Here is a 20,415-nt window from a genome sequence, read left to right as displayed (position 1 = left end):
CTATAGGGGAATGAATCTACATCTGTGAAATAGAAATAATAGAACAGACTATTCTGTTAGACGGAATAGAAGTTGCGCCACAACCTACCCTTTGCCGCGAGCAGGGTCGCCAGACTTTCGAGTAATGTCTCTAAGAATCTGCAGCATCTGCTGAACTGCGGGCGACGCGCTTCTTCCCTTTCGCATAAGCACATGAATGGGCCGCGTGAGCTGGGGACGAACGATAGGCAGCGCGACCAGATTTTGAGCACTGCCCATGGTTCCGGCGTCTTCCGGAAGAATGCCAATTCCGAATCCCGCACGAACGAGGCTCAGGGCAGTCGACATGTAATTTGCCTCATAGGCTGCCGTGGCAGTCAGGCCATGATCGCGAAGTGCCTGGTCCACCATGGATCGCACGCTGGTACCTCTTGCCATAAGAACCAGAGGATAGTCAGAGATCTGCTGCAAGGAAACCGAGGCGCGGCTGGAGAGCGGATGCTGCTCCGGAAGAAATGCAAAGAGGCGATCTGTAAACAACGGCATCAGGGTAAGTTCCTTGTCTGCGTGCATGACCGTCGCCACGCCGAAATCGACTTCTTCTTTTTTGACTTTTTCAATCACCTGGTCGGCAACGACGTCGTGGATGTGAATCATGATTCCGGGGTGAGCCGCAGTAAAACGGCTCAGCGCTGTGGAGAGAATTCCGGAAGCCATCGAAGGCAGAACCGCCATCGAAAGTACGCCCCGGCGCAGTCCTGTGATTTCGCGGGTTCGACTCACAATCGCCTCGGCATCGACGACAATCCGCTGAAGCGGAGCGATGACCTCACGACCCGCGTCAGTGAGCGCCACCCTCCGTTTGTTGCGGTCAAACAGTTTGACTCCGAGGGCTTCTTCCAATTGCTGAATCTGAACGGTGAGCGCCGATTGCGAGACGTGCAACTCCTGCGCGGCACGAGTGAAGTTGGCATGCTGTGCGACAGCCAGAAACGCGCGAATATGCCGAAGCTCATTGATCATCGTATTTTCAGAATACTGAATTTAAAACGATTCATTGTACAGAACTATTACCTGCTCCCTATACTGCTCCTGTTTTTGCAAACCGGATCATCTTTTCGTTCATGATTGCTCTCCCCGGGATTTTGACTATTCTCTCGATGCTGGTGCTAGCGCTCGGCCGCTGTGTTTTGCCAATGGCTGTGCTGACGGCTGCCCCAACAGCGACCGCTTCGGTGCAGATGACCTTCCGGGGGCTTCTTTTTCGGGGAATTCCGCAATGAAGATGATTCGCATTGGTTGCGGGGCTGGGTATTCCGGTGACCGTCTGGAGCCCGCCGTCGAACTGGCAGAAAAAGGCCGGCTGAATTATCTGGTTTTCGAGTGCCTGGCAGAGCGCACCATCGCTTTGGCGCAACTCGACCTGTTGCAAAATCCTGAGGGCGGATTTGACCCGTGGCTGCGAGAGCGCATGGAGGCGGTGCTGCCGATCTGCCACCGAAACGGTACACGGATCGTCAGCAATATGGGAGCTGCCAACCCTGCAGCGGCGGCGCGGGCGACGCTCTCGATTGCGCGCTCGCTCGGGCTGCGTGGACTCAAAGTAGCTTATGTGATGGGCGACAATGTGTTGCCGTTGGCTGCCTCTTTGCTGGAGCCGGCCGTTGCCGGCTACGCAATGCCGGCTGGATGGCGCGAGCATTTGCTCTCGGCTAACGCCTATCTTGGAGCGGAACCGATCGCGCAAGCAGTTGCCCAGGGCGCTGACGTGGTGCTGACCGGGCGCACGGCCGACCCTTCGCTTTTTCTTGGGCCATTGATGCATGAGTTTGCGTGGCGCGCCGATGACTGGCCACAACTTGGGCAAGGCACGGTAGTGGGCCATCTACTGGAATGCGCAGGCCAGATCACGGGCGGATACTTTGCCGATCCCGGATACAAGGATGTGCCCGATCTGGCGCATCTTGGATTTCCCCTGGCAGAAGTGACTCCCGATGGCACGGCCACCATCATGAAGGTGGAGGGCGCCGGTGGGCTCATTTCGCGAGCGACCTGCACAGAGCAGCTCCTGTATGAGGTACAGGACCCGGCTGCTTACATCACGCCCGATGTAATTGCAGATTTTTCGACTGTTCAGCTCGTTGAATGCGGCCCGAATCAGGTTCGCGTCTCTCATGCCGGAGGCCGCACGCGCCCTTCGCAATTGAAGGTGTCCGCGGGTTTTCATCACGGCTATATGGGCGAAGGGCAAATCTCTTATGCAGGCCACGGCTGCGTGCGCCGCGCGCAACTGGCAGAATCTATCGTGCGGGAGCGACTGAAAGCATGGGAGACTGGCGAACTGGAATGCTCCCTGATTGGCGTCAATGCAATCCATGGCGATGCGCTCGCACCTCATCTACTTCATGAGCCGCACGAAGTCAGGTTGCGCGTGGCGGGGCGCGCTCATGATCGCGCCGTGGCGCAGCGGATTCCGCGCGAGGTGGAGGCACTGTATGTCAACGGCCCCGCAGGCGGTGGCGGAGTGACCGGATTCACCCGCGAGATGATCGCTGTGGAGAGCCTGTTGATTCCGCGCGAGGCCGTCACCTGCAGCATACACATGGAGACCGCCTGATGCGCTTGAGAGAGATTGCCCACGCGCGCACGGGAGACAAAGGCCGATTGCTCACCATCTCGCTGATTGCTTACCGGGCAGAAGATTTTCCGGTGCTTGAGCAATATGTAACAGCCGAACTACTCTCACAGGTTTTCGCGCCGGTACTGGCCACGCCCGTGACACGCTACTCGGTTCCGTCACTGCATGCGCTGAACTTTGTGCTGCAGCGGGCGGGCGAAAAGAGTGTGACCTGCTCGCTCTCGCTGGATGCGCATGGCAAGTGCCTGGGAGATGTTCTGCTGGATTTTGAACTGTCGCTACCGGAAATCCGTTGATCTTCCGCGATTTTCCTTGAGAAGTCAGAGTATGGGGATAAATCGCTTTACAAAGGTTGATCATCCGCGATAGTCTCCGGTGCTGGCAAACGTTTCCCGCAATGGCGGGACGCCAATTTTCTGAAGATTTCAAAGCAATCGAAAAGAAAGAGCGGGTGGGTTCGATGAAAATTCGACATGCACTGATGGCGTGTGCCCTGATAGGGCTGCCATGCTTTGCCGCACAGGCACAAACCAGCACGGCAGCGCCACAGAAGAACATTGTGGTGGACATCAACGCGCAACAAACCGGCGTACCGACTTCGAAGTATCAGTTCGGCATGTTCATTGAGCACATCGGCCCTCTGGTTTATCGAAGCCTGTGGGCAGAGATGCTCGATGACCGCAAGTTCTACTTCCCCATCACGGCGGAGAAGGCAGCCGCACCTGCGCATGCCCGTCAGGGCGGCTTTGGCCGCGGACTCAGGAAGTGGCGGCCCGTGGGGCCGGAAAACAATGTGGTGATGGATACGAATGATCCGTTTGTTGGCGACCATAGCCCCCGCATCGCGCTGGACGGCGCGACTCCGCACGGCATTGAGCAAACGGGAATCTCGCTCGTGAAGGGCAAGCGTTACGTAGGCCATATCTGGCTGAAAGGCACGCCGGGAAGCCGCGTAAAAGTTTCCGTGGTTGCTGGCGCCGGCAATGAGAAGACCTTCGCGTTTTCCTCTCTGAGCGGCACTTATCAGAAATTCCCGTTTTCCTTCACGGCAGAAGCGGACACAAACCAGGCGAGCTTTGAGATTACGGGCACCGGCAGTGGGAATTTCCATGTGGGCACCGTCTCGATGATGCCGGCGGACAACGTGGATGGCTTCCGCCCCGACACGATCGCGCTGCTGCGCCAGTTGCACTCCGGGTTCTGGAGACTGCCGGGGGGCAACTTCCTCTCTGACTGGAGCTGGTATGTCGGCATTGGTCCGAGAGACAAGCGGCCACCCACCTTTGACTATGCCTGGAATGCGATGCAGCCCAACGACGTGGGCATGGATGAGTTCATGACGCTCTGCAAGCTGATTGGGGTGGAACCGTACATCACCGTCAACGCAGGATTCGAGGATGCACACTCAGCCGCGCAGGAGGTCGAATACATGAACGGCCCGGTAAGCTCGCCCATGGGAGCGCTGCGCGCCAAAGACGGACATCCAGCGCCCTACGGCGTGAAGTACTGGGACATCGGCAACGAACCGTATGGCACCTGGCAGCTTGGCCGCACCGACCTGAAATATTACGTGCTCAAGCACAACTTCTTCGCCGCGGCCATGCGCAAGGCCGATCCTTCCATCATTCTGCTGGCCTCGGGCAACATGCCTGACCCCATGGACCTGAAGGGCGAAATGCGCGCCAAGGACGTAGACAACATGCGCGCGGTCGAGGGAACTCCCGTGGACTGGACCGGCGGAGAGATTGAGCATTGCTGGGGCAACTTCTCCGGCATCACGCAACACTGGTATGCGCAGGGCGGTCATCGGTTTGATGTTCAGAAGGCCAAGCATCTTCCGCTCGACGCGCCCACCGACGACGGCTTCGTCAAGGTAAACCAGACCACGCTGCAGTATGCCCGCTATCCTGCAAACATTGTTCACCTGAAGGCGCAGGAGTGGGATCGCTACGAACAGCGCTTTCCTCAACTCGTCAAGAAGCACATCTTCCTTTCGATTGATGAGTACGCCTACTTTGGCGGAAGCTTCACTCATGGAGCAAACCTGAAGCTGGCGCTGGCCTACGGCATGATCTTCAACGAGATGTTGCGCCACACGGACTTCCTGAGAATGTCCGCGCATACGATGGGCGTTTCCACCATGGACTACACGCCCACCGCCGCTACATTCAACACCACGGGGCTGATGTTCAAGCTCTATGGCGATCACTTTGTTCCCGGTTCCATTCCTGTAGCGCTCAACGGCAATTCTCCTCAGCCGGCACCGCAATATCCGGTAGGTGGAGATCAGCCGAAGACGAACTCGGGAAGCCCGACCTATCCGCTCGATATGTTTGCGGCGCTCACACCCGACCACAAGTTTTTGAATGTGGCCGTGGTCAACGCGACCGACAAGGCAGAAACATTCCACCTCAATGTGACGGGAACCCGCGTCGACGGGCCCACCACACTCTGGCAGCTCACAGGCAAAGATCTGCAGGCTGCCGATCGCGTGGGACAGGCCCCGCAGGTTTCCATCCGGAAGGTCGCTCTGGGCCGTGCAACAAATAGCATCACGGTTGCGCCTATCAGCGTGGGTATCTACCAGTTCCCGGTCACGCAAAGCGCGGAATAACGTCACACAAGAAACAGGCTGCTCTCGCAGGATCGAGGGCAGCCTGTTTTTCTTGGGGGCAATGCAGTTCGCCGGGCTCTCGGCGATAAAGCCTGCATGCAGATCAGGCCTCAGCCGTTGATCTGCCAGGACAAAGCATTGCTCCCTGCCTATGCCTCATGCACAATGAAGAAGGCTTCTCCAACTCTTTCACGCCATGAAGTTCTTCTCTCCATTTGTAGCTGCGGCTGTTGTTCTGGGACTTGCAACCGGGAACGGCATCGCCCAAAAAGCACCCGCCGCTCCGGGGCAAATCTGGCAGCCGCAAAAGAAGTTAAAGCTGAACACCAGGCTGCCCGCCGCGCCCATGATGGGTTATGCCGTTTCCAGCCAATCAGCCTATACGCTGGCAGAGCTGATCGATCTCGCCGAGCAGCATAATCCTGCAACGCGGCTTGCATGGCAGCAGGCAAAGGCGCGCGCCGCACAGCTTGGTATCGCACGCTCCGAGTGGTACCCCACGCTGGCGGCATTAGCCGTAGCCAATACATCGCGCGTTCGCGTACTGCTGAATTCAGCCTTTTACCGCCAGACGTACGGAAGCTTCTCGCCTGAGCTGCATGCCGAGTACCTGGTGCTCGACTTTGGTGGCCGCAGCGGAGCCATTCAAGCGGCGAAGTGGAATCTGCTGGCAGCGAATCTAAGCTTCAATGACACGCACCGCCGCATCATCTTTCAGGTGATGTCGGCTTATTACCGTTTGCTCAATGCTCAAGGATTGCTGCAAGCAGCCGAAGTGAGTCTGCGCAATGCGCAGGCCGTGGAAGGCGATGTGCAGGATCGCCTGAACCATGGCCTCGCGACCAAACCGGACCTGCTGGAGGCGCAGGCGGCCACCGCACAGGCGGAGTATGATTTGCAGTCCGCGACCGGAGAAGAACAGATTGCGCACGGCAATTTGGCGACCGTGTTGGAACTGCCTCCCGATACGGACTTTCAGGTGCAGCCGATTGGCGCATTAGAACTCCCCGCACAGCTAGCCGGAACAGTGAAGGCAGAGACGCAGCGTGCGCTGAAGCAGCGGCCTGACCTCGAAGCATTGATCGCAAAGGTGAAGTCAGCGAATGCAGTGATTCGCCAGCAGCGGTCGTCCTACTTCCCTACGCTGAACTTCAGCGGAAACGGCGGACTCGACCGGCAGTATGGCGCGCAGGATCAACTGGTCCCCGGCTATGCGAGCGGCGAAACCTGGGACGCAAGCCTGGAATTGAAGTGGACATTATTTGACGGTGGCCGCCGCGAGCACCAGGTCGCAGAGGCGCTCGCCCAAAAGGCCGCCGCTCAGGCACAGATTGATACGCTGCAGGATGACATTGCAAATCAGGTCTGGACGGCGCATACCAATGTAGAGACGGCCCTGCGCCAGCGCCAGGCGGCAGGAGCGCTGGTGACTTCAGCCGAACAGTCTTACGAGGCGACACGTGACTCCTACAACTACGGAGTCCGCAATATTCTGGATGTGATCGCCTCGCAAAAGGCTCTGGCACAGGCACGAGCCGAGGATGTGACAGCGAGAGCACAGCTCCTGTTGCAGACCGCAAATCTTGCATTCCAGACCGGAGACCTTATCGCCGCTTCGCCGGGAAAGACAGGACCGTAGATGCAAATGAGAATTCATAAGCGCTCACGATTCACACACCGCGCTGCTGCTGTGCTGACGGCAGGCGCAGCATTGATCCCTGTAGCCGGATGCAGCCATGCACCGAACTTTAATATTCTCGGGTCGTATTTTCCTGCGTGGCTCTTGTGCATCACCGCCGGCATCAGCCTGACCGGACTGGCTTACTGGGGCTTGCAACGACTGCACTTGGAAAGCGAAGTCAAGCCTTCCATTCTTGCGTACCCGTGCATGGCGGCGTTCCTGGCCTTCACATTGTGGCTGTTGCTGTTCAGTTGAGGAATGAGGCAGATGCTCTCGAATCTATCGGATAAGACACGGCGGCAGATGGGACGAATGATCAGCGTCGTCTCCATCGCAGGCGCATTGATTACCGGCGCTCTGGTGGCGCGCCAGATCATCGAAAATCCGCGCACAGACGACGCCGAGGTCTTCGCGAACTTCATCGGCATGGCGCCCATTGTGAATGGCCCCATCATGCAGTTGAACGTGGTGGATAACGAATATGTGAAGCAAGGCCAGTTGCTGCTCGACATTGACGAACGGCCCTATGCCTATGCGCTGAAGCTGGCGAGATCAGATCAGGCCGCGCTCGAGGGAAAGATTCTCGATGAGGGCCGCACCATCGCCTCTCAAAGCAGCGCGGTGAGCGTGAGCCAGGCAGGCGTCAAGAGCGCCCAGGCCAGCCTGACCCGCGCGGATGCGGCCGTACAGGAGGCGCGCGCCCAGGTCGCAGACGCCAAAGCAGCCCTGGCCCGCACCAAGGCAGAGCTTGCCTACGCCACGCACAACCTGCATCGCATTGAGCCGCTGCTGGCCAAGCAATATGTAACAGTCGATCAGGTAGATCAGGCGCGGACATTGGAAGCGACTCGCCAGCAAGCCTACAACGAAGCGCAGGCACAACAGGCACTCGCCGCCGCGCAGCTGGCTTCGTCCATGGCGCAGCAGCAGCAGGCGCAGGCTTTGTTGCAGCAGAGCCAGGCACAGGTCAAGCAGGCTGCGCACGCGGTTCTGACGCTTGATCCCTTGCTGGCGCAACGCAGCGGTGCGACGTCTGCGATTGAAACCGCTGAATACAACCTGGAAAACTGCAAAATCTATGCCCCTTTTGACGGGCGCGTGACCAACCTGACGATCTCACAGGGAGAATACGCTCACGCAGGGCAACAGATCTTTACCCTGATTGATACGCGCGTCTGGTGGGTCGTGGCGAACTTCCGCGAGACGCAGCTGGCGCATATCCGTCCCGGCATGCGCGCCGATGTCTACATTCTTTCGCGGCCTGACCTGCGGCTGCACGGTGTAGTGGACAGCGTGGGATATGGCGTGACACCCGACGCCGACATTGTCGGCAAGTTGACGCAGGGCTTGCCCGATGTGCAGCGCACGTTGAACTGGGTGCATCTGGCTTCGCGCTTCCCGGTTCGCATTCGCATTCTGAACGGCCCTCAGCAGGATTTCCGGCTTGGGGAATCTGCTGTTGTGGTGGTTCACGGCAGCAGGCCCCTGCTGCGGGACTTCAAGAAATAGTCATGACCACTGCGACCGCGGGACGGACCGATACACGCGGATTTGCCGCATGGTTTGCTGATTTTCTGCGCAGCGAACTGGCCCCTTATCCGGGCCGCGGCATGCTGGTTGCGCGCATGGTGATCTCGGCGACGATCACCATGATCCTGATCATGACGTTTCGTATCCCGGGCGCCGCGACCGGCCCGCTGTATGCATTTCTGATCTCCCGGGAAAACCTGGTTTCCTCCGCCAGATCCGCCTTTTACCTGATCATTGCTTTCGGCTTGTGCGCAGTGTTCGTACCTTTGGGCGGACATATGTTCGGCTCGATTCCGCTTACCCATTTCTTATGGGAAGGCATCAGCATCTTTCTGATCTTCTTTCTGATCAGAACGCTCGAAAACTACACGATTACGAGCGGTATTGCGCTGATCGGCAGCTCGGCGCTGGCCATCTGGTATCTGCCGGGTCCGGCCAATGCCAATGTAGAAAACACTCTCTGGGCAGTGCTCGCGCCGACCATTGGCGCGGCGGTCACGATTGCGGTTGAGGTGGTCTTTCACACCTTTCATAAGCAGGATGAGTTGGTGGATGGCCTGAATCGCAGATTGAAGACCATCGAAGATGTTCTGCGCTGCTATGCGGAATGCAAAGATCGCCCGCGCGAACTGGAGCGCCGCCTGACACAGAACGCAATGGTGGGCGTGAGTAGTCTGCGCAGATCTGTCATGCGGTCAAACTACACGCGCCTTTATCGCGCGCAGATGAATGCCATTGTCTCCCTGACGGGACGCTCGCTCGATTTTGCGGCGGCGATGACGCATACCGATCCGGTGCTTTCGCTTCCCGATCAACAGGTTGCGCTCAAGCTGGCCGAGCATCTTGCCGCAATTCAAAACTGCCTGGCGTCCAAATGTGTTCCTCCCGCGCTGGCGCGCGTCTCTACGGGGCAAACCATGCCGATGTTGCGCGAACTGGAAGAAATGTTTTCGCTCATCCCGCGAGTTCTCGAAGGATCGGCCGAGTTGGAGGCGTTTGAAGCGTTCACTGAAAACATCGACCAGGGTTTTCATATTTTCATTCGCGACGCTTTTCAGAATCCCGACCACCTGCGCTATGCCTTGAGCGGATGCCTCGCCGGCATGCTCTGCTACATCACTTATATGGCGCTGGACTGGCCGGGCCTGGCCACCTCAGTGACCACCTGCGCCCTGACGGCGCTCTCGAATGTAGGCGCATCGCGGCAAAAGCAATTGCTGCTGGTGGCAGGCGCGGTGATCGGCGGATTCATCTTTGGCATGGGGGCCCAGATTGTGGTGCTGCCGTGGCTGAATGGCATCACGGGATTCGCGCTGTTCTTTGCCGCCGTGACTGCGTTTGCCGCCTGGGTAGGAACCTCAAGCACCCGGCTCTCATACTGCGGACTGCAGATTGCGCTTGCGTTTTACCTGATCAATGTGAATGATTTCCGCATTCAGCTTTCACTGTCGATCGCACGAAATCGCGCGCTGGGTGTGCTGCTTGGAATTTTCATGATGTGGCTCGTCTTCGAGCGACTCCATCCAAAATCCGCAGTCAACCAGATGGTGGAGACTTTCACTCGAAACCTGAGCCTGCTCGGCCAGTTGAGCGAGTTCACACTTCCTGGCCACGACGCAAAGGCGATCACCCGCGTGAGGCGCTTGCGCGCCCGCATCTTCGATAACTTTGGCGCGGTGAATGCGCAGGCCGATGCCGTTCCCTTTGAGATTGGCCCGCGCCGCAATCAGCACATGGCTGCCCGAGACCGCATTCGGCGCTGGCAGGCCATGCTGCGCGGATTCTATATTTTAGAACTGGCACTGTTGCAATATACGGCGTTCGCCGTGGCCGAGACGTTGACAGACGAAACTCTGCGCGACCTGGAAGCATTTGACCGTCTTTGCTCGCAGCGGCTCGCCATCATGGCAGAATCATTGCAAAAGCAGACCGATGATTCGCCGGACGCACCACTGCTGCCACAGCCCGACTGCCCCGAGTGGCCGCAGTGGCTGCAGCATGGCAATCAGGAAGAGATGCAGCGCGGCATTCTCTCGCTGGCCACCGAACTGGCGCGCATTCTCGACCGGTTATGGAGCGATATATCTTCCGCTTCGCTCTACGCCGTTGAGTAGCAACTCGCTTTTCTGGCCGTTCCCAGTGCTCTGGCAGCCCCGCCTCTACGCGTGAAAAGGCCCTGGGACGAAACCACCCCAGGGCCTTCTTGCTTGGTTTACATCTGCTTTGTATGCACAAGCCCCGACGGAGGACGATCCTCGGGCGCGGAGCCCCAACGCTTGTTGGGCTGGCTGCCCATACGGAAGCGCAGTTCCCCACCGGCAAGAATCTGCTCATGCGTGATCCAGCAACGGGTGAGAGGCTTTCCATTCCACTCGGCGCTCTGGATGTAGAGGTTCCGTTCCGAGTTGTTCTCAGTCACGACAGTGAAGGTCGTTCCACTCTTAGGATTGCGCAACACAGCGCGCTCCACCATCGGACTGCCGATGACGTAAACACCGGTGACCGCATTCACTGGATAAAAGCCCATCGCCGCAAAGGCAAACCAACTGGAGATCTGGCCGCAATCATCATTGCCGGGCACACCCGCCGGTGTGTTGTTGTAAAGCGCGGCCACCTGCCGCACGCGCTCCTGCGTCTTCCAGGGAGCCCCGGCAAACGAGTAGAGGTACGGGATGTGATTGCTGGGCTCATTGCCCTGGGCATCCTGGCCGACCATGCCGCTGATGTCCGGTGGCGAATTGAGAATGTTCGATGGCGCGGCGAAGAGCGCATCCAGCTTGGCGATGAACGCGTCGTTTCCGCCATAGAGACCGATGAGTCCCTGCACATCCTGCATGACGTTGAAGGTCGCCTGCCAGGCATCGGACTCGGTGTAGTCCTGCCAGTACTCTTCATCAGGCCGGAAGGGCTCATGCCATGCGCCCTCTTCGGTTTTGCCCCGCATGAAACCGCTGGCCGGATCAAAGATGTTCCGGTAATTCTGCCCCAGTTTGTAAAACATTGCGGCGTCGTCTTTTTTGCCGAGCAGTTCGGCCATCGCCCCGACGCACCAATAGTCATAGGAAAAATCGAGGGTGCGCGACACGGACTGGTTGCGTCCGCCAGAGGCAACGTAACCCAGCTTGCGGAATTGCTGCTGCAGCTCAAAGTTGCCATTCGCTTTGGCCCCGACGAGCGCCGTGTCTCGCATCGCGGCGTACGCTGCGTCCACGTCGAAGTCACGAAAGCCTCGCGCATACGCACCCACAATCATGCCCACCACATGGAAGCCTGTCATGCACCAAGTCTCATTGCCCCACAGGGGCCACACGGGCAAGGAATTCTGATTGAGCTGGCGATAGTCGGCGAGCAGCGTCTCAATGATGTCACGCACGCGGTGAGGCTGCATGAGCATGATGAAGGGGAATTCGCCGCGATAGATATCCCAGATCGAAAGTGTGGTGTACTTCGTGAATCCAGGGTTGGGATAGTTCTTGTGGTCCTGTCCGCGATACGCGCCATCCACATCATTGAAGGTCGCTGGTGCGACGAGGCCGTGATACATCGCGGTGTCAAAGGTCTGCTGCATCGCGGGCGTGGGGCAATCGGCCTGCAACACCTGCAGCGCATCGTTCCAGGCTTTCCCGGCTTCTCCGCGCTGGCGGTCAAAGTCAAAATGCGGAATCTCTGCCGCAAGATTCTTCGCGGCGCCTTCCATGCTCGTGGCCGAGATGCCAACGCGAACCACCAGCGCATCTGCGCTGTCAGCCTGCGTAAAGATGGCCTGAACCTGCTTTCCGGCGACATGATCGCCCGCCTGGAGTGACTGCTCTTTGCCGTCCACCCGGACTTCCACCGAGGCAAAGGGCCGCGAAAACTCGGCTACAAAATAGACCTGCTTGTCGGCGGCCCATCCATGCGTGGAGCGTACGCCACGGACGCGGGTCGTGCTCTCCACATGCAATTCCGCCGCATAAACCTCGCAGCCGATGCCGTGCACCAGATCGAGCATGAGGCCGTGCACACCGGTTGCAGGATAGTGATAGCGATGCATACCGCAGCGAGTGGTTGCGGTCAACTCTGCTCGCACATCGGGAGTCTTCAAATGCACCCGGTAATAGCCTGGGCGGGCTTCTTCCTCGTCATGGGAGAAGAAGGACCAGTAGCCCCGCTCGCCCGCATTCATGACCCAGCCTGAGTTTTCACCCAGAGCCTCGATCTGCGCCTCCGCCTGCTGCGCCGGAGTGCCGGAGTTCCAGCTCCAGTTGCGGCCTTTGACCATCGGCATGAGGAGCACATCTCCCAGATCGCTGGCGCCGGTGCCCTGCAGGTGCGTATGGCTGAAGCCCTGCACGACGTTGTCGGTGTAGTGATATCCGGAGCAATGATCCCAGCCTGTGATGTCCCATTTCCCGTTCCACTTCGGCTCGGGCATTCCGCTGGTGTCAGGGCTGAGCTGCACCATGCCGAAGGGCATCACCGCACCTGGGAACATATGCCCGTGCCATCCGGTGCCGATCATCGGCAGCACATCCTGCATCTCGCCTGCGGCTTTGGTGGCCGGCATCAATAGCGCATGCGCAGAATTCCACCGCAATCCATAGGCCGGAATTGCCGAAGCGGCCGCAGCCGCTGCACATGCTTTCAAAAAATCTCGCCGCTGTATCGCGCGCTGCTTCACTCCGTGTACCTCATGACAGAATTTCCGGACAAGGCGAGGATTCACCATCTCTTGTTCGGGTCGAAACAGTCGCGACCGCCCCGATCGCTTATTATGGTAACGCCAACATATCGGGAATGGTCAAAAGAACTACCCACCCAAGGATTACCGAGATGAAAAACGATTCCTCCAGCCTCGCTCCCACTCCCATCACACGCCGCGACCTGCTGCGAGGAGGCATGGCAGCTTCGGCTCTGGCCGCCTTCCCTCTGGCACAATACAAGGCTGCCACATGGAAGATGGATCAGGGGCGTCCCCCGGTGGGAGAACGCAAATTCCAGAGCCCGGCCATTGAAGCGGCCATCCAACGGGTGAAAGCTCTCATCGCCGATCCGGTGCTGGGCAGAATGTTTGAGCGCTGTTTCCCGAATACGCTCGACACCACGGTTTTTCCGGGGAGCGTCAACGGCAAGCCGGATACATTTGTCATCACCGGCGACATCGACGCCATGTGGCTGCGCGACTCCTCCGCGCAGGTGCATCCCTACCTGCCTTTTGCCCGGCAGGACGCAGGTCTGGCACGCCTGCTCGAAGGCGTGGTGCGGCGGCAGACACGCATGATCCTCATCGATCCGTATGCGAACGCATTCATGCGTTCCACCACCGATCCGCCGCTGAGTTGGTCGCTGCACGACCGCACCACGATGAAGCCGGGCGTCGCCGAGCGCAAATGGGAGATCGACTCGCTCTGTTACACGGTGCGATTGGCTCATGGATACTGGCAAGCCACGGGCGACACAAGCCCCTTCGATGCGGAATGGAGACAGGCCGCGCAAAGCATTCTCACCACCTTCAAGCAGCAGCAGCGCCTGCAGGGCCAGGGACCCTATTCCTTCGGACGGCTCACCACTAATCCCTATGACACATTGGCGCTGAACGGCTACGGCAATGTGGCGCGGCCCGTCGGCATGATTTATTCGATGTTCCGGCCGTCGGATGATTCCTGCGTTTATCCCCTTTTCGTCCCGGCCAACCTATTTGCGGTGCGCGCTCTTGAGCAGTTGCAAGAGCTGGCAGCAAAGGCTGCGGGAGCACCGGGCATCGCCGAACAATGTGAGAGTCTGCTCGAAACCGTTCGTGCCGCGTTGCGGCAATATGGCACGGTGCAGCATCCGGAGCATGGCCGCATCTGGGCATATGAAGTGGATGGTTACGGCAATACGTTATGCATGGATGATGCGAATGTTCCCAGTCTGCTGAGCCTGCCCTATCTGGGGTGCTGCGACTCGAACGACCCTCTTTACCAAAACACCCGGCGGTTTGTGCTCAGTACCGCCAACCCCTGGTACTTTGAGGGCTCCGCAGCCCAGGGCATCGGCAGCCCGCACACAGGCCGAAATGCTATCTGGCCGATGAGCCTGCTGATTCGAGCTTTGACGTCAACTCATGACGAGGAGATCGTTGCCTGCCTGCGATGGCTGCGGAACACCACCGGAGGAACCGGCTATATGCATGAGTCCTTTGACGCGAGCGATCCGTCGCAGTACACGCGGCCATGGTTTGCCTGGGCAAACACTCTCTTTGGCGAGCTAGTGCTCAAACTGGCTCATGAAAAGCCGTCGTTGCTGCAGCAGGCTTAGGATATCCGCTGGAAAAACGACACGGGGCGCATCCGCAGTGCATTCCGGGTTGAGGCTGGGATGGCGCCGAAGATATGGCGTTTATCGAAGGATGAGAGTTACCTTGGTAAGTTCTTTTTGTTTAGCGCCCTTCGGGGATTGCTTTTTTTTTGAAAATGCGCTTATTTGATCTAAATTCGGTTGTTTTTCAGCTTCTTAACAGCTTAGGCTTTCCCTATCGTCATTTTTAACGGTTCGGAGTCAGGACCCGTGAAGACATATATCCCTCCTCGGTCGGCTCTTCCCGCTTCTACCCGGGCCGGATGGCCTTGTGCCGTTTCCGCCGCTCGACATTCCCTCCGCAAGTTTCCTTATACGCCCAGCAAAAATGCCCGGCCGGATGGCCAGGCACTCCGGATGATGCTTTCTCCATTGCTCAGAGAGTGACAGAACTCTGGCTGCCAGGAAGCTTGATCACAGACTCGCTGACTCCCCCTTATCGAAGATTTCACTGAAGGAGATTTCTCATGAAGAAGATTGCTCGCACCGCCGTTCTCGCCCTGGTCGCCATGGGCGCTGTCGCCATCGCTACCCCCGCCCATGCAGGCATCTTTGGCAGCGAACCCATGCCTCCGGTTAACCTGCCGCCTCACAGCACCGTGGTCAGCGTGGTCATCAACGCCGTCATCGGAACCCTCGGTCTCTAGACCGGAAGAGATTGATACCCAGAATTAAATCCGCGCGCCCTGCGCCACATTGAAGGAGATTTCTCATGAAGAAGATTGCTCGCACCGCCGTTCTCGCCCTGGTCGCCATGGGCGCTGTCGCTATTGCCACCCCTGCCCACGCCGGCATTTTTGGCAGCGAACCCATGCCTCCGGTTAACCTGCCGCCTCACAGCACAGTGGTCAGCGTGATTGTCACCGCTTTTTTCAGCACGGTAGGCCTCTAGAGTACGGCTCTGATCCATCCAAACAGTTTCATCGGCTGCGCATGGCGCGCCATTAAAAGGAGATTTCGCATGAAGAAGATTGCTCGCACCGCCGTTCTCGCCCTGGTCGCCATGGGCGCTGTCGCCATCGCTACCCCCGCCCATGCAGGCATCTTTGGCAGCGAACCCATGCCTCCGGTTAACCTGCCGCCCCACAGCTCGATCGTTGGCGTGGTCATCAACGCGGTCATCGGCAGCCTTGGAATCTAAAGACTTAAGGGCATTCTGACGATACGATAGGGGTGTCATGCACCTCTCCTTAGCAGCACGAGTTTTGTGGGCGGCTGGCTTTACCGAGCAGGCCGCCCTGCTGCTTGTGCTGCTTCTGCGCAAGAGATTTCGAGCCTTTCCCATATTTACGATCTGGATAGCCTTTCTGGTACTGAAGAATGTGGTACTCTTCGCGGTCTTGGGATCGCTGAGAGAGTACTACTACACCTACTGGTTAGCAGAAATCATTGACCTGCTGCTGCAGATAGGGGTGATTTACGAGATTTGTCGCAACGTTCTAAGGCCGACGGGAACCTGGGTCAGAAGCGCTTTGCGCTCGTTTCTGGTGTTTGGGGTCGCAGGTATTGTCCTCGCAGCGGGACTGGCATGGCTCGCTCATCCGGCAGAATCCAGCTTTCTCGGAACATGGATTGAACGAGGAAGGCTTTTCTCTTCCCTGATAACACTGGAATTATTTGTGGCCATGGGCTTCTCCTCCACCCGGCTGGGGCTGGTTTGGAGAAATCATGTCATGGCCATCACCACAGGATGGGCCCTGTGGGCAGCCATCGGCTTTGCTGAAGAACTGGCGTCGGCCTATCACGGACCGGATTACCACGGGATCGTATTAGACCAAATAAGAATTTTCAGTACGCAGGCAGTTACTGTATATTGGGTTGCAATGTTCTGGTTGAACGAGCCGGCGGAACGTAAGCTGTCTCCTGACATGCAGATCTACCTTTCCAACATGCAGCGCAGGTTGGAAAGTGATGCAGAGATTCTTTCTAACTTGAGGAAGCCTTAGACGCCATGTGGATACTCCCCATCCTTCTGGTAGGCGGTTCCGGTCTGGTCTGGATGATGTACATCCAGTTCCAGCAGTACAAGCTACGCTCGACGAAGTGGGAAGACATTGTCTCCCGCATTCAGCCCATGCATGAAAAAGGCCTCGCCATGGTCGCGCAAGACCATCTGAACCCCCAGAACCGCGAGCTTCGGCTAGAGCCAGACGATATCTGGCAATTGCTGGGAGGGCGTGAAGGTCTGAAGAGAATGCGCAAGAATGCAGACCTGCTCGTGAACCTGGCGGCCTATGTGCAGCGCTGGAATTTTGAAGAGGCGGTCATCATCGCGGAGCGCATTCGTCAGGATTCCATGATCGTGAAGCGGGCGGTCTTCATGATTCAGTTGCACATGCTGCTGAAGAAGGCCTCACCGCGAGTTCCCTTCCACATGCAGCAGGCGGCAGCTTCTTATTATTTGATGACGCAGCGACTGCTGGCCCTCTATGAAACCTGCCAGTATGTGCGCTACCCGGCTCTGGCCGCGGCCCTGTAATTCGCAAACAGATTGAGCATAAAAGGCACCCTACAGGGTGCCTTTTATGCTGCCCGATAATCCAAGAGCCGTGCCCAATCCAAAATGCGCCAGGAGCTACACTCAAAGGAAGCCGGGGTTGTTGTCACGCATCAGGTTCCAGAGCAGCGAGGCAGGCTCTGCATGAAATTGCTGCACTTTCTTCCTCGTCTGAATGAAGGAAGAACTCCGGCCGGGTCTGCCACACCTTAACTGCCACGTTGGGAGAATTGGCTTTTGCGCGTCTCACTCTTTATTACCTGCTACAACGACTTGCTCTTTCCGGAGACAGGCAGGAGTCTGGTCCGGCTGTTGGAGAGGTTGGGGCATACGGTGGAGTTTCCCCGCGAGCAGACCTGCTGCGGCCAAATGCATTACAACACCGGCTATCAGCGCGAGGCCATGCCGCTGATGCAGCGATTTGTTGAGATCTTTCAGGATGCGGAGGCGGTGTGCATTCCCTCTTCTTCCTGCGTGGCAATGATTCGGGATCACTACCCCAAGATGGCGGCTTCGACAGGAGACGCGAGACTTGTAGGCGCGGTGAATGCGCTGCTGCCACGCGTGTTCGAGTTCAGCGAGCTGCTCGTCCACAAGCTGGGAGTGGAAGACGTCGGCGCTTACTATCCGCATCGTGTGACCTACCATGCGAGCTGCCATTCTCTGCGCAGTCTGCAACTCGGCGATCTGCCGCTGCGTCTGCTGCGCAAGGTGCGCAGCATCGATCTGGTGGAGCTGCCCAATGCCGACCGTTGCTGCGGATTTGGCGGCACGTTCGCGGTGAAGAATGGCGATGTTTCCGCAGAGATGCTGGCCGAGAAGATGCGCGACGTGGAGAACACGGGCGCGGAGGTGTGCGCGGCGGTGGACAACTCCTGCCTGATGCACATTTATGGCGGGCTACATCAGCGGAAGGTGGGGATTCGCACCGTACATCTCGCGGAGATTCTTGCTTCCACAGAAGAGGAGACCGTGCGATGACGATTCGTGTGGGCGATTCGGCCGAGGCTCCTTCCTTTCAGAAAGCGGCGCTGCCGCTGCTCAAAGACGTGCAGTTGCGGAAGAACGTAAGGCATGCGACCGAGGTGATTCAGCACAAGCGCGACATGGTTGCCGGCGAGTTGCCGGACTGGCAGGCTTTGCGCGAGGCAGCGGCGGCGATCAAGCGGAAGACGTTGCGGCATCTGGATGAGTATCTGGAGCAGTTTGAGGCGGCCTGCCTCGCCGCAGGAGGCCATGTGCACTGGGCTCGCGATGCGGAAGAAGCCAATCGCATTGTGCTGGAGCTGGTGCGGCAGCAGAATGCTCAGGAAGTGCTGAAGATCAAGACGATGACGGCGGATGAAACCGGGCTGAACCGCGCGCTGGAGCAGGCCGGCATTCATCCGCATGAGACCGACCTCGCCGAGTTGATTGTGCAATTAGGCGAGGACCGGCCATCGCACATCGTGGTTCCGGCGCTGCACAAGAATCGCAACCAGGTGCGCGAGATTTTCCGGGACAAGATGCAGCGGCCTGATCTGGGCGCGAGTCCGCAGGATTTGACGGAGGCGGCGCGGCAGTATCTGCGCGAGAAGTTTCTGCGGGTAAAGACGGCTATTGGCGGCGCGAACTTTCTGATTGCCGAGACGGGCGGCGTCTGCATCGTGGAATCAGAAGGCAATGGGCGCATGTGCCTGACTCTGCCGGAGACGCTGATTCTGATGGTGGGCGTGGAAAAGGTGATTCCCCGCTTTCAGGATCTCGAGGTCTTTCTGCAACTGCTGCCGCGCTCGGCCACGGGCGAGCGGATGAACCCGTACAACTCGATCTGGACGGGCGTGCATGACGGAGACGGTCCCAAGAACTTTCACGTGGTGCTGATCGACAATGGGCGCACGGGGATTCTGGCGGATGAGGAAGCGCGGCAGACGCTGCAGTGCATTCGATGCGGCGCGTGCTTGAATGCATGCCCGGTCTACCGGCAGACGGGCGGACATGCTTATGGGTCCACCTATGGCGGGCCGATTGGCGCGATCCTGACGCCGCAGCTTCAGAACATGGAGCACGCGCAGTCGCTGCCCTACGCCTCATCGCTGTGTGGCGCGTGCTATGAAGTGTGCCCCGTGAAGATCAATATCCCGGAGGTGCTGATACACCTGCGCGGCCGGGTGGTGCGGGAGCAGCAGAGCGCGCTGAAGCCGGAAACGCTGGGCATGAAGGCCGTGGCCGCTGTGTTTCGCAGCCACCGAAGACTGGAGGCGGCGCAGCGGCTGGCGCAGATGGCGCAGGCTCCGCTGGTGAAGGATGGCTGGATTCACCGGCTGCCGGGGGAGCTGTCGGCATGGACGGCGGCGCGCGATCTACAAGCGATTCCGAAGCAGTCGTTTCGGCAGTGGTGGAAGGAGACGCATCGTGACGCAGAGTGAAGCGCGCGCGGAGATTCTGGCGCGCATTCAAAGCGCGGTGAAAGGTAACGATGACCGTTACGAACCGGAAGACAGCCCAGCCAACTACCGAAGAGCCGGGACTTTGACGCTGCCAGAGCGGCTGGATCTATTTCTGGAGCGGCTGCGCGAGTATGACGCGCAGGTAATGAGTGTGAAGGCGGGTGATGTGGCTTCGACTATTGCCGGAGTGCTGCGGGAGGCGGACGAGGCGGCGCTGCCCTGGGTGGTGGCCGATGGCTTCCCTGCCGAGTGGCTGGCCAGGAGCCCGGCGGTTATGCCCGAGAGCGAGGCAGGCGTGGACGAGCTGGACCGCTGCGCGGGCGTGGTGACGGCTTGCTCCGTGGGCATTGCGGTGACGGGCACGCTGGTGCTGCGGCACGGCGCGGGGGAAGGACGGCGGCGCACGTCGCTGATTCCTGACCGGCATCTTTGCGTGGTGCGGGCCTCGCAAGTGGTGGAGACGGTTCCGGAAGCCTTTGCACGGCTGGCGGATGCTGCCACCGAGCCCCTGACGCTGATTTCCGGTCCGTCAGCCACGGCCGATATTGAGATGACCCGCATTCGCGGCGTGCATGGGCCCCGGCAACTGTATGTGACTTTAGTGCTGGAGTAGCGGGGCGGTGCTTGAGTAGCAGGGCATTTCAGGCCTGGAGTGAGTGCTTGCGGAGAGGTCTGAGCGCGCTAAAAAAACACACATTAACGTCCTGTAAGCTATTGATTCCATGGGAC

The 20,415-nt window shown here is 58.6% G+C and carries 18 protein-coding genes and 1 pseudogene; 16 read left to right on the top strand and 3 right to left on the bottom strand.

The window, feature by feature from the left end; genetic code table 11:
* Nucleotides 1-84: 84 nt before the first annotated feature.
* Nucleotides 85-1,002, bottom strand: a complete 918-nt coding sequence (locus ACP_RS00090) for a LysR family transcriptional regulator (protein ID WP_012680429.1) — start codon at nt 1,000-1,002, stop codon at nt 85-87.
* Nucleotides 1,003-1,258: 256 nt separating this feature from the next.
* Here ACP_RS00090 and ACP_RS00085 point away from each other — a divergent pair, with 256 nt between their 5' ends.
* The 7 genes from ACP_RS00085 to ACP_RS00055 all read left to right on the top strand — a co-directional run bounded on the left by ACP_RS00085 (nt 1,259) and on the right by ACP_RS00055 (nt 10,556).
* Nucleotides 1,259-2,596 (top strand): acyclic terpene utilization AtuA family protein, encoded by a 1,338-nt coding sequence (locus ACP_RS00085; protein WP_012680428.1) that lies wholly within the window; start codon nt 1,259-1,261, stop codon nt 2,594-2,596.
* On the top strand, nt 2,596-2,913 hold the full coding sequence (locus tag ACP_RS00080) for an AtuA-related protein (RefSeq protein ID WP_012680427.1): 318 nt from the start codon (nt 2,596-2,598) through the stop codon (nt 2,911-2,913). Before ACP_RS00085 ends, ACP_RS00080 begins: the two co-directional genes overlap by 1 nt.
* A gap of 164 nt (nt 2,914-3,077) precedes the next feature.
* Nucleotides 3,078-5,231: a carbohydrate binding domain-containing protein gene (locus ACP_RS00075; protein WP_238525596.1), complete on the top strand. Its 2,154-nt coding sequence runs from the start codon at nt 3,078-3,080 to the stop codon at nt 5,229-5,231.
* 196 nt (nt 5,232-5,427) lie between these two features.
* Complete coding sequence (locus ACP_RS00070) at nt 5,428-6,870, top strand: TolC family protein (protein WP_012680425.1); 1,443 nt, start codon at nt 5,428-5,430, stop codon at nt 6,868-6,870.
* 6 nt (nt 6,871-6,876) lie between these two features.
* Nucleotides 6,877-7,167 (top strand): YtcA family lipoprotein, encoded by a 291-nt coding sequence (locus ACP_RS00065; RefSeq protein WP_012680424.1) that lies wholly within the window; start codon nt 6,877-6,879, stop codon nt 7,165-7,167.
* Between the two features lie 12 nt (nt 7,168-7,179).
* The gene (locus tag ACP_RS00060) at nt 7,180-8,421 is read left to right on the top strand and encodes an efflux RND transporter periplasmic adaptor subunit (protein ID WP_012680423.1); all 1,242 of its coding nucleotides are present in this window, start codon (nt 7,180-7,182) and stop codon (nt 8,419-8,421) included.
* A gap of 2 nt (nt 8,422-8,423) precedes the next feature.
* Nucleotides 8,424-10,556: an FUSC family protein gene (locus ACP_RS00055; RefSeq protein WP_012680422.1), complete on the top strand. Its 2,133-nt coding sequence runs from the start codon at nt 8,424-8,426 to the stop codon at nt 10,554-10,556.
* 98 nt (nt 10,557-10,654) lie between these two features.
* Here the strand turns inward: ACP_RS00055 and ACP_RS00050 are convergent, their stop codons facing one another.
* A complete protein-coding gene (locus tag ACP_RS00050) occupies nt 10,655-12,988 on the bottom strand; it encodes a GH92 family glycosyl hydrolase (protein WP_052294622.1) in 2,334 nt (777 codons plus the stop codon).
* A 42-nt stretch (nt 12,989-13,030) separates the two neighbouring features.
* Nucleotides 13,031-13,150: pseudogene (locus tag ACP_RS18755) on the bottom strand (twin-arginine translocation signal domain-containing protein); the annotation flags it as partial.
* Nucleotides 13,151-13,254: 104 nt separating this feature from the next.
* Here ACP_RS18755 and ACP_RS00045 point away from each other — a divergent pair.
* The 9 genes from ACP_RS00045 to ACP_RS17945 all read left to right on the top strand — a co-directional run bounded on the left by ACP_RS00045 (nt 13,255) and on the right by ACP_RS17945 (nt 20,299).
* The gene (locus tag ACP_RS00045; protein WP_052294621.1) at nt 13,255-14,721 is read left to right on the top strand and encodes a glycoside hydrolase family 125 protein; all 1,467 of its coding nucleotides are present in this window, start codon (nt 13,255-13,257) and stop codon (nt 14,719-14,721) included.
* Nucleotides 14,722-15,227: 506 nt separating this feature from the next.
* A complete protein-coding gene (locus ACP_RS00040; protein WP_012680419.1) occupies nt 15,228-15,407 on the top strand; it encodes a hypothetical protein in 180 nt (59 codons plus the stop codon).
* A 65-nt stretch (nt 15,408-15,472) separates the two neighbouring features.
* On the top strand, nt 15,473-15,652 hold the full coding sequence (locus ACP_RS00035) for a hypothetical protein (protein ID WP_012680418.1): 180 nt from the start codon (nt 15,473-15,475) through the stop codon (nt 15,650-15,652).
* Between the two features lie 69 nt (nt 15,653-15,721).
* On the top strand, nt 15,722-15,901 hold the full coding sequence (locus tag ACP_RS00030) for a hypothetical protein (RefSeq protein ID WP_012680417.1): 180 nt from the start codon (nt 15,722-15,724) through the stop codon (nt 15,899-15,901).
* 37 nt (nt 15,902-15,938) lie between these two features.
* Complete coding sequence (locus tag ACP_RS00025; RefSeq protein ID WP_012680416.1) at nt 15,939-16,706, top strand: hypothetical protein; 768 nt, start codon at nt 15,939-15,941, stop codon at nt 16,704-16,706.
* A 5-nt stretch (nt 16,707-16,711) separates the two neighbouring features.
* Nucleotides 16,712-17,239: a hypothetical protein gene (locus tag ACP_RS00020; protein ID WP_041839113.1), complete on the top strand. Its 528-nt coding sequence runs from the start codon at nt 16,712-16,714 to the stop codon at nt 17,237-17,239.
* A 255-nt stretch (nt 17,240-17,494) separates the two neighbouring features.
* Nucleotides 17,495-18,238, top strand: coding sequence for a (Fe-S)-binding protein (locus tag ACP_RS00015; RefSeq protein WP_012680414.1), 744 nt, complete (start codon nt 17,495-17,497; stop codon nt 18,236-18,238).
* Nucleotides 18,235-19,665 (top strand): LutB/LldF family L-lactate oxidation iron-sulfur protein, encoded by a 1,431-nt coding sequence (locus ACP_RS00010; RefSeq protein ID WP_012680413.1) that lies wholly within the window; start codon nt 18,235-18,237, stop codon nt 19,663-19,665. Before ACP_RS00015 ends, ACP_RS00010 begins: the two co-directional genes overlap by 4 nt.
* On the top strand, nt 19,652-20,299 hold the full coding sequence (locus ACP_RS17945; RefSeq protein WP_012680412.1) for a LutC/YkgG family protein: 648 nt from the start codon (nt 19,652-19,654) through the stop codon (nt 20,297-20,299). Before ACP_RS00010 ends, ACP_RS17945 begins: the two co-directional genes overlap by 14 nt.
* Nucleotides 20,300-20,415 lie beyond the last annotated feature (116 nt).

This window comes from Acidobacterium capsulatum ATCC 51196 (assembly GCF_000022565.1).
Classification (GTDB): Bacteria; Acidobacteriota; Terriglobia; order Terriglobales; family Acidobacteriaceae; genus Acidobacterium; species Acidobacterium capsulatum.
The sequence above is the reverse complement of the archived record's forward strand: the minus strand, read 5'-3'. Positions and strand labels throughout refer to the sequence as shown.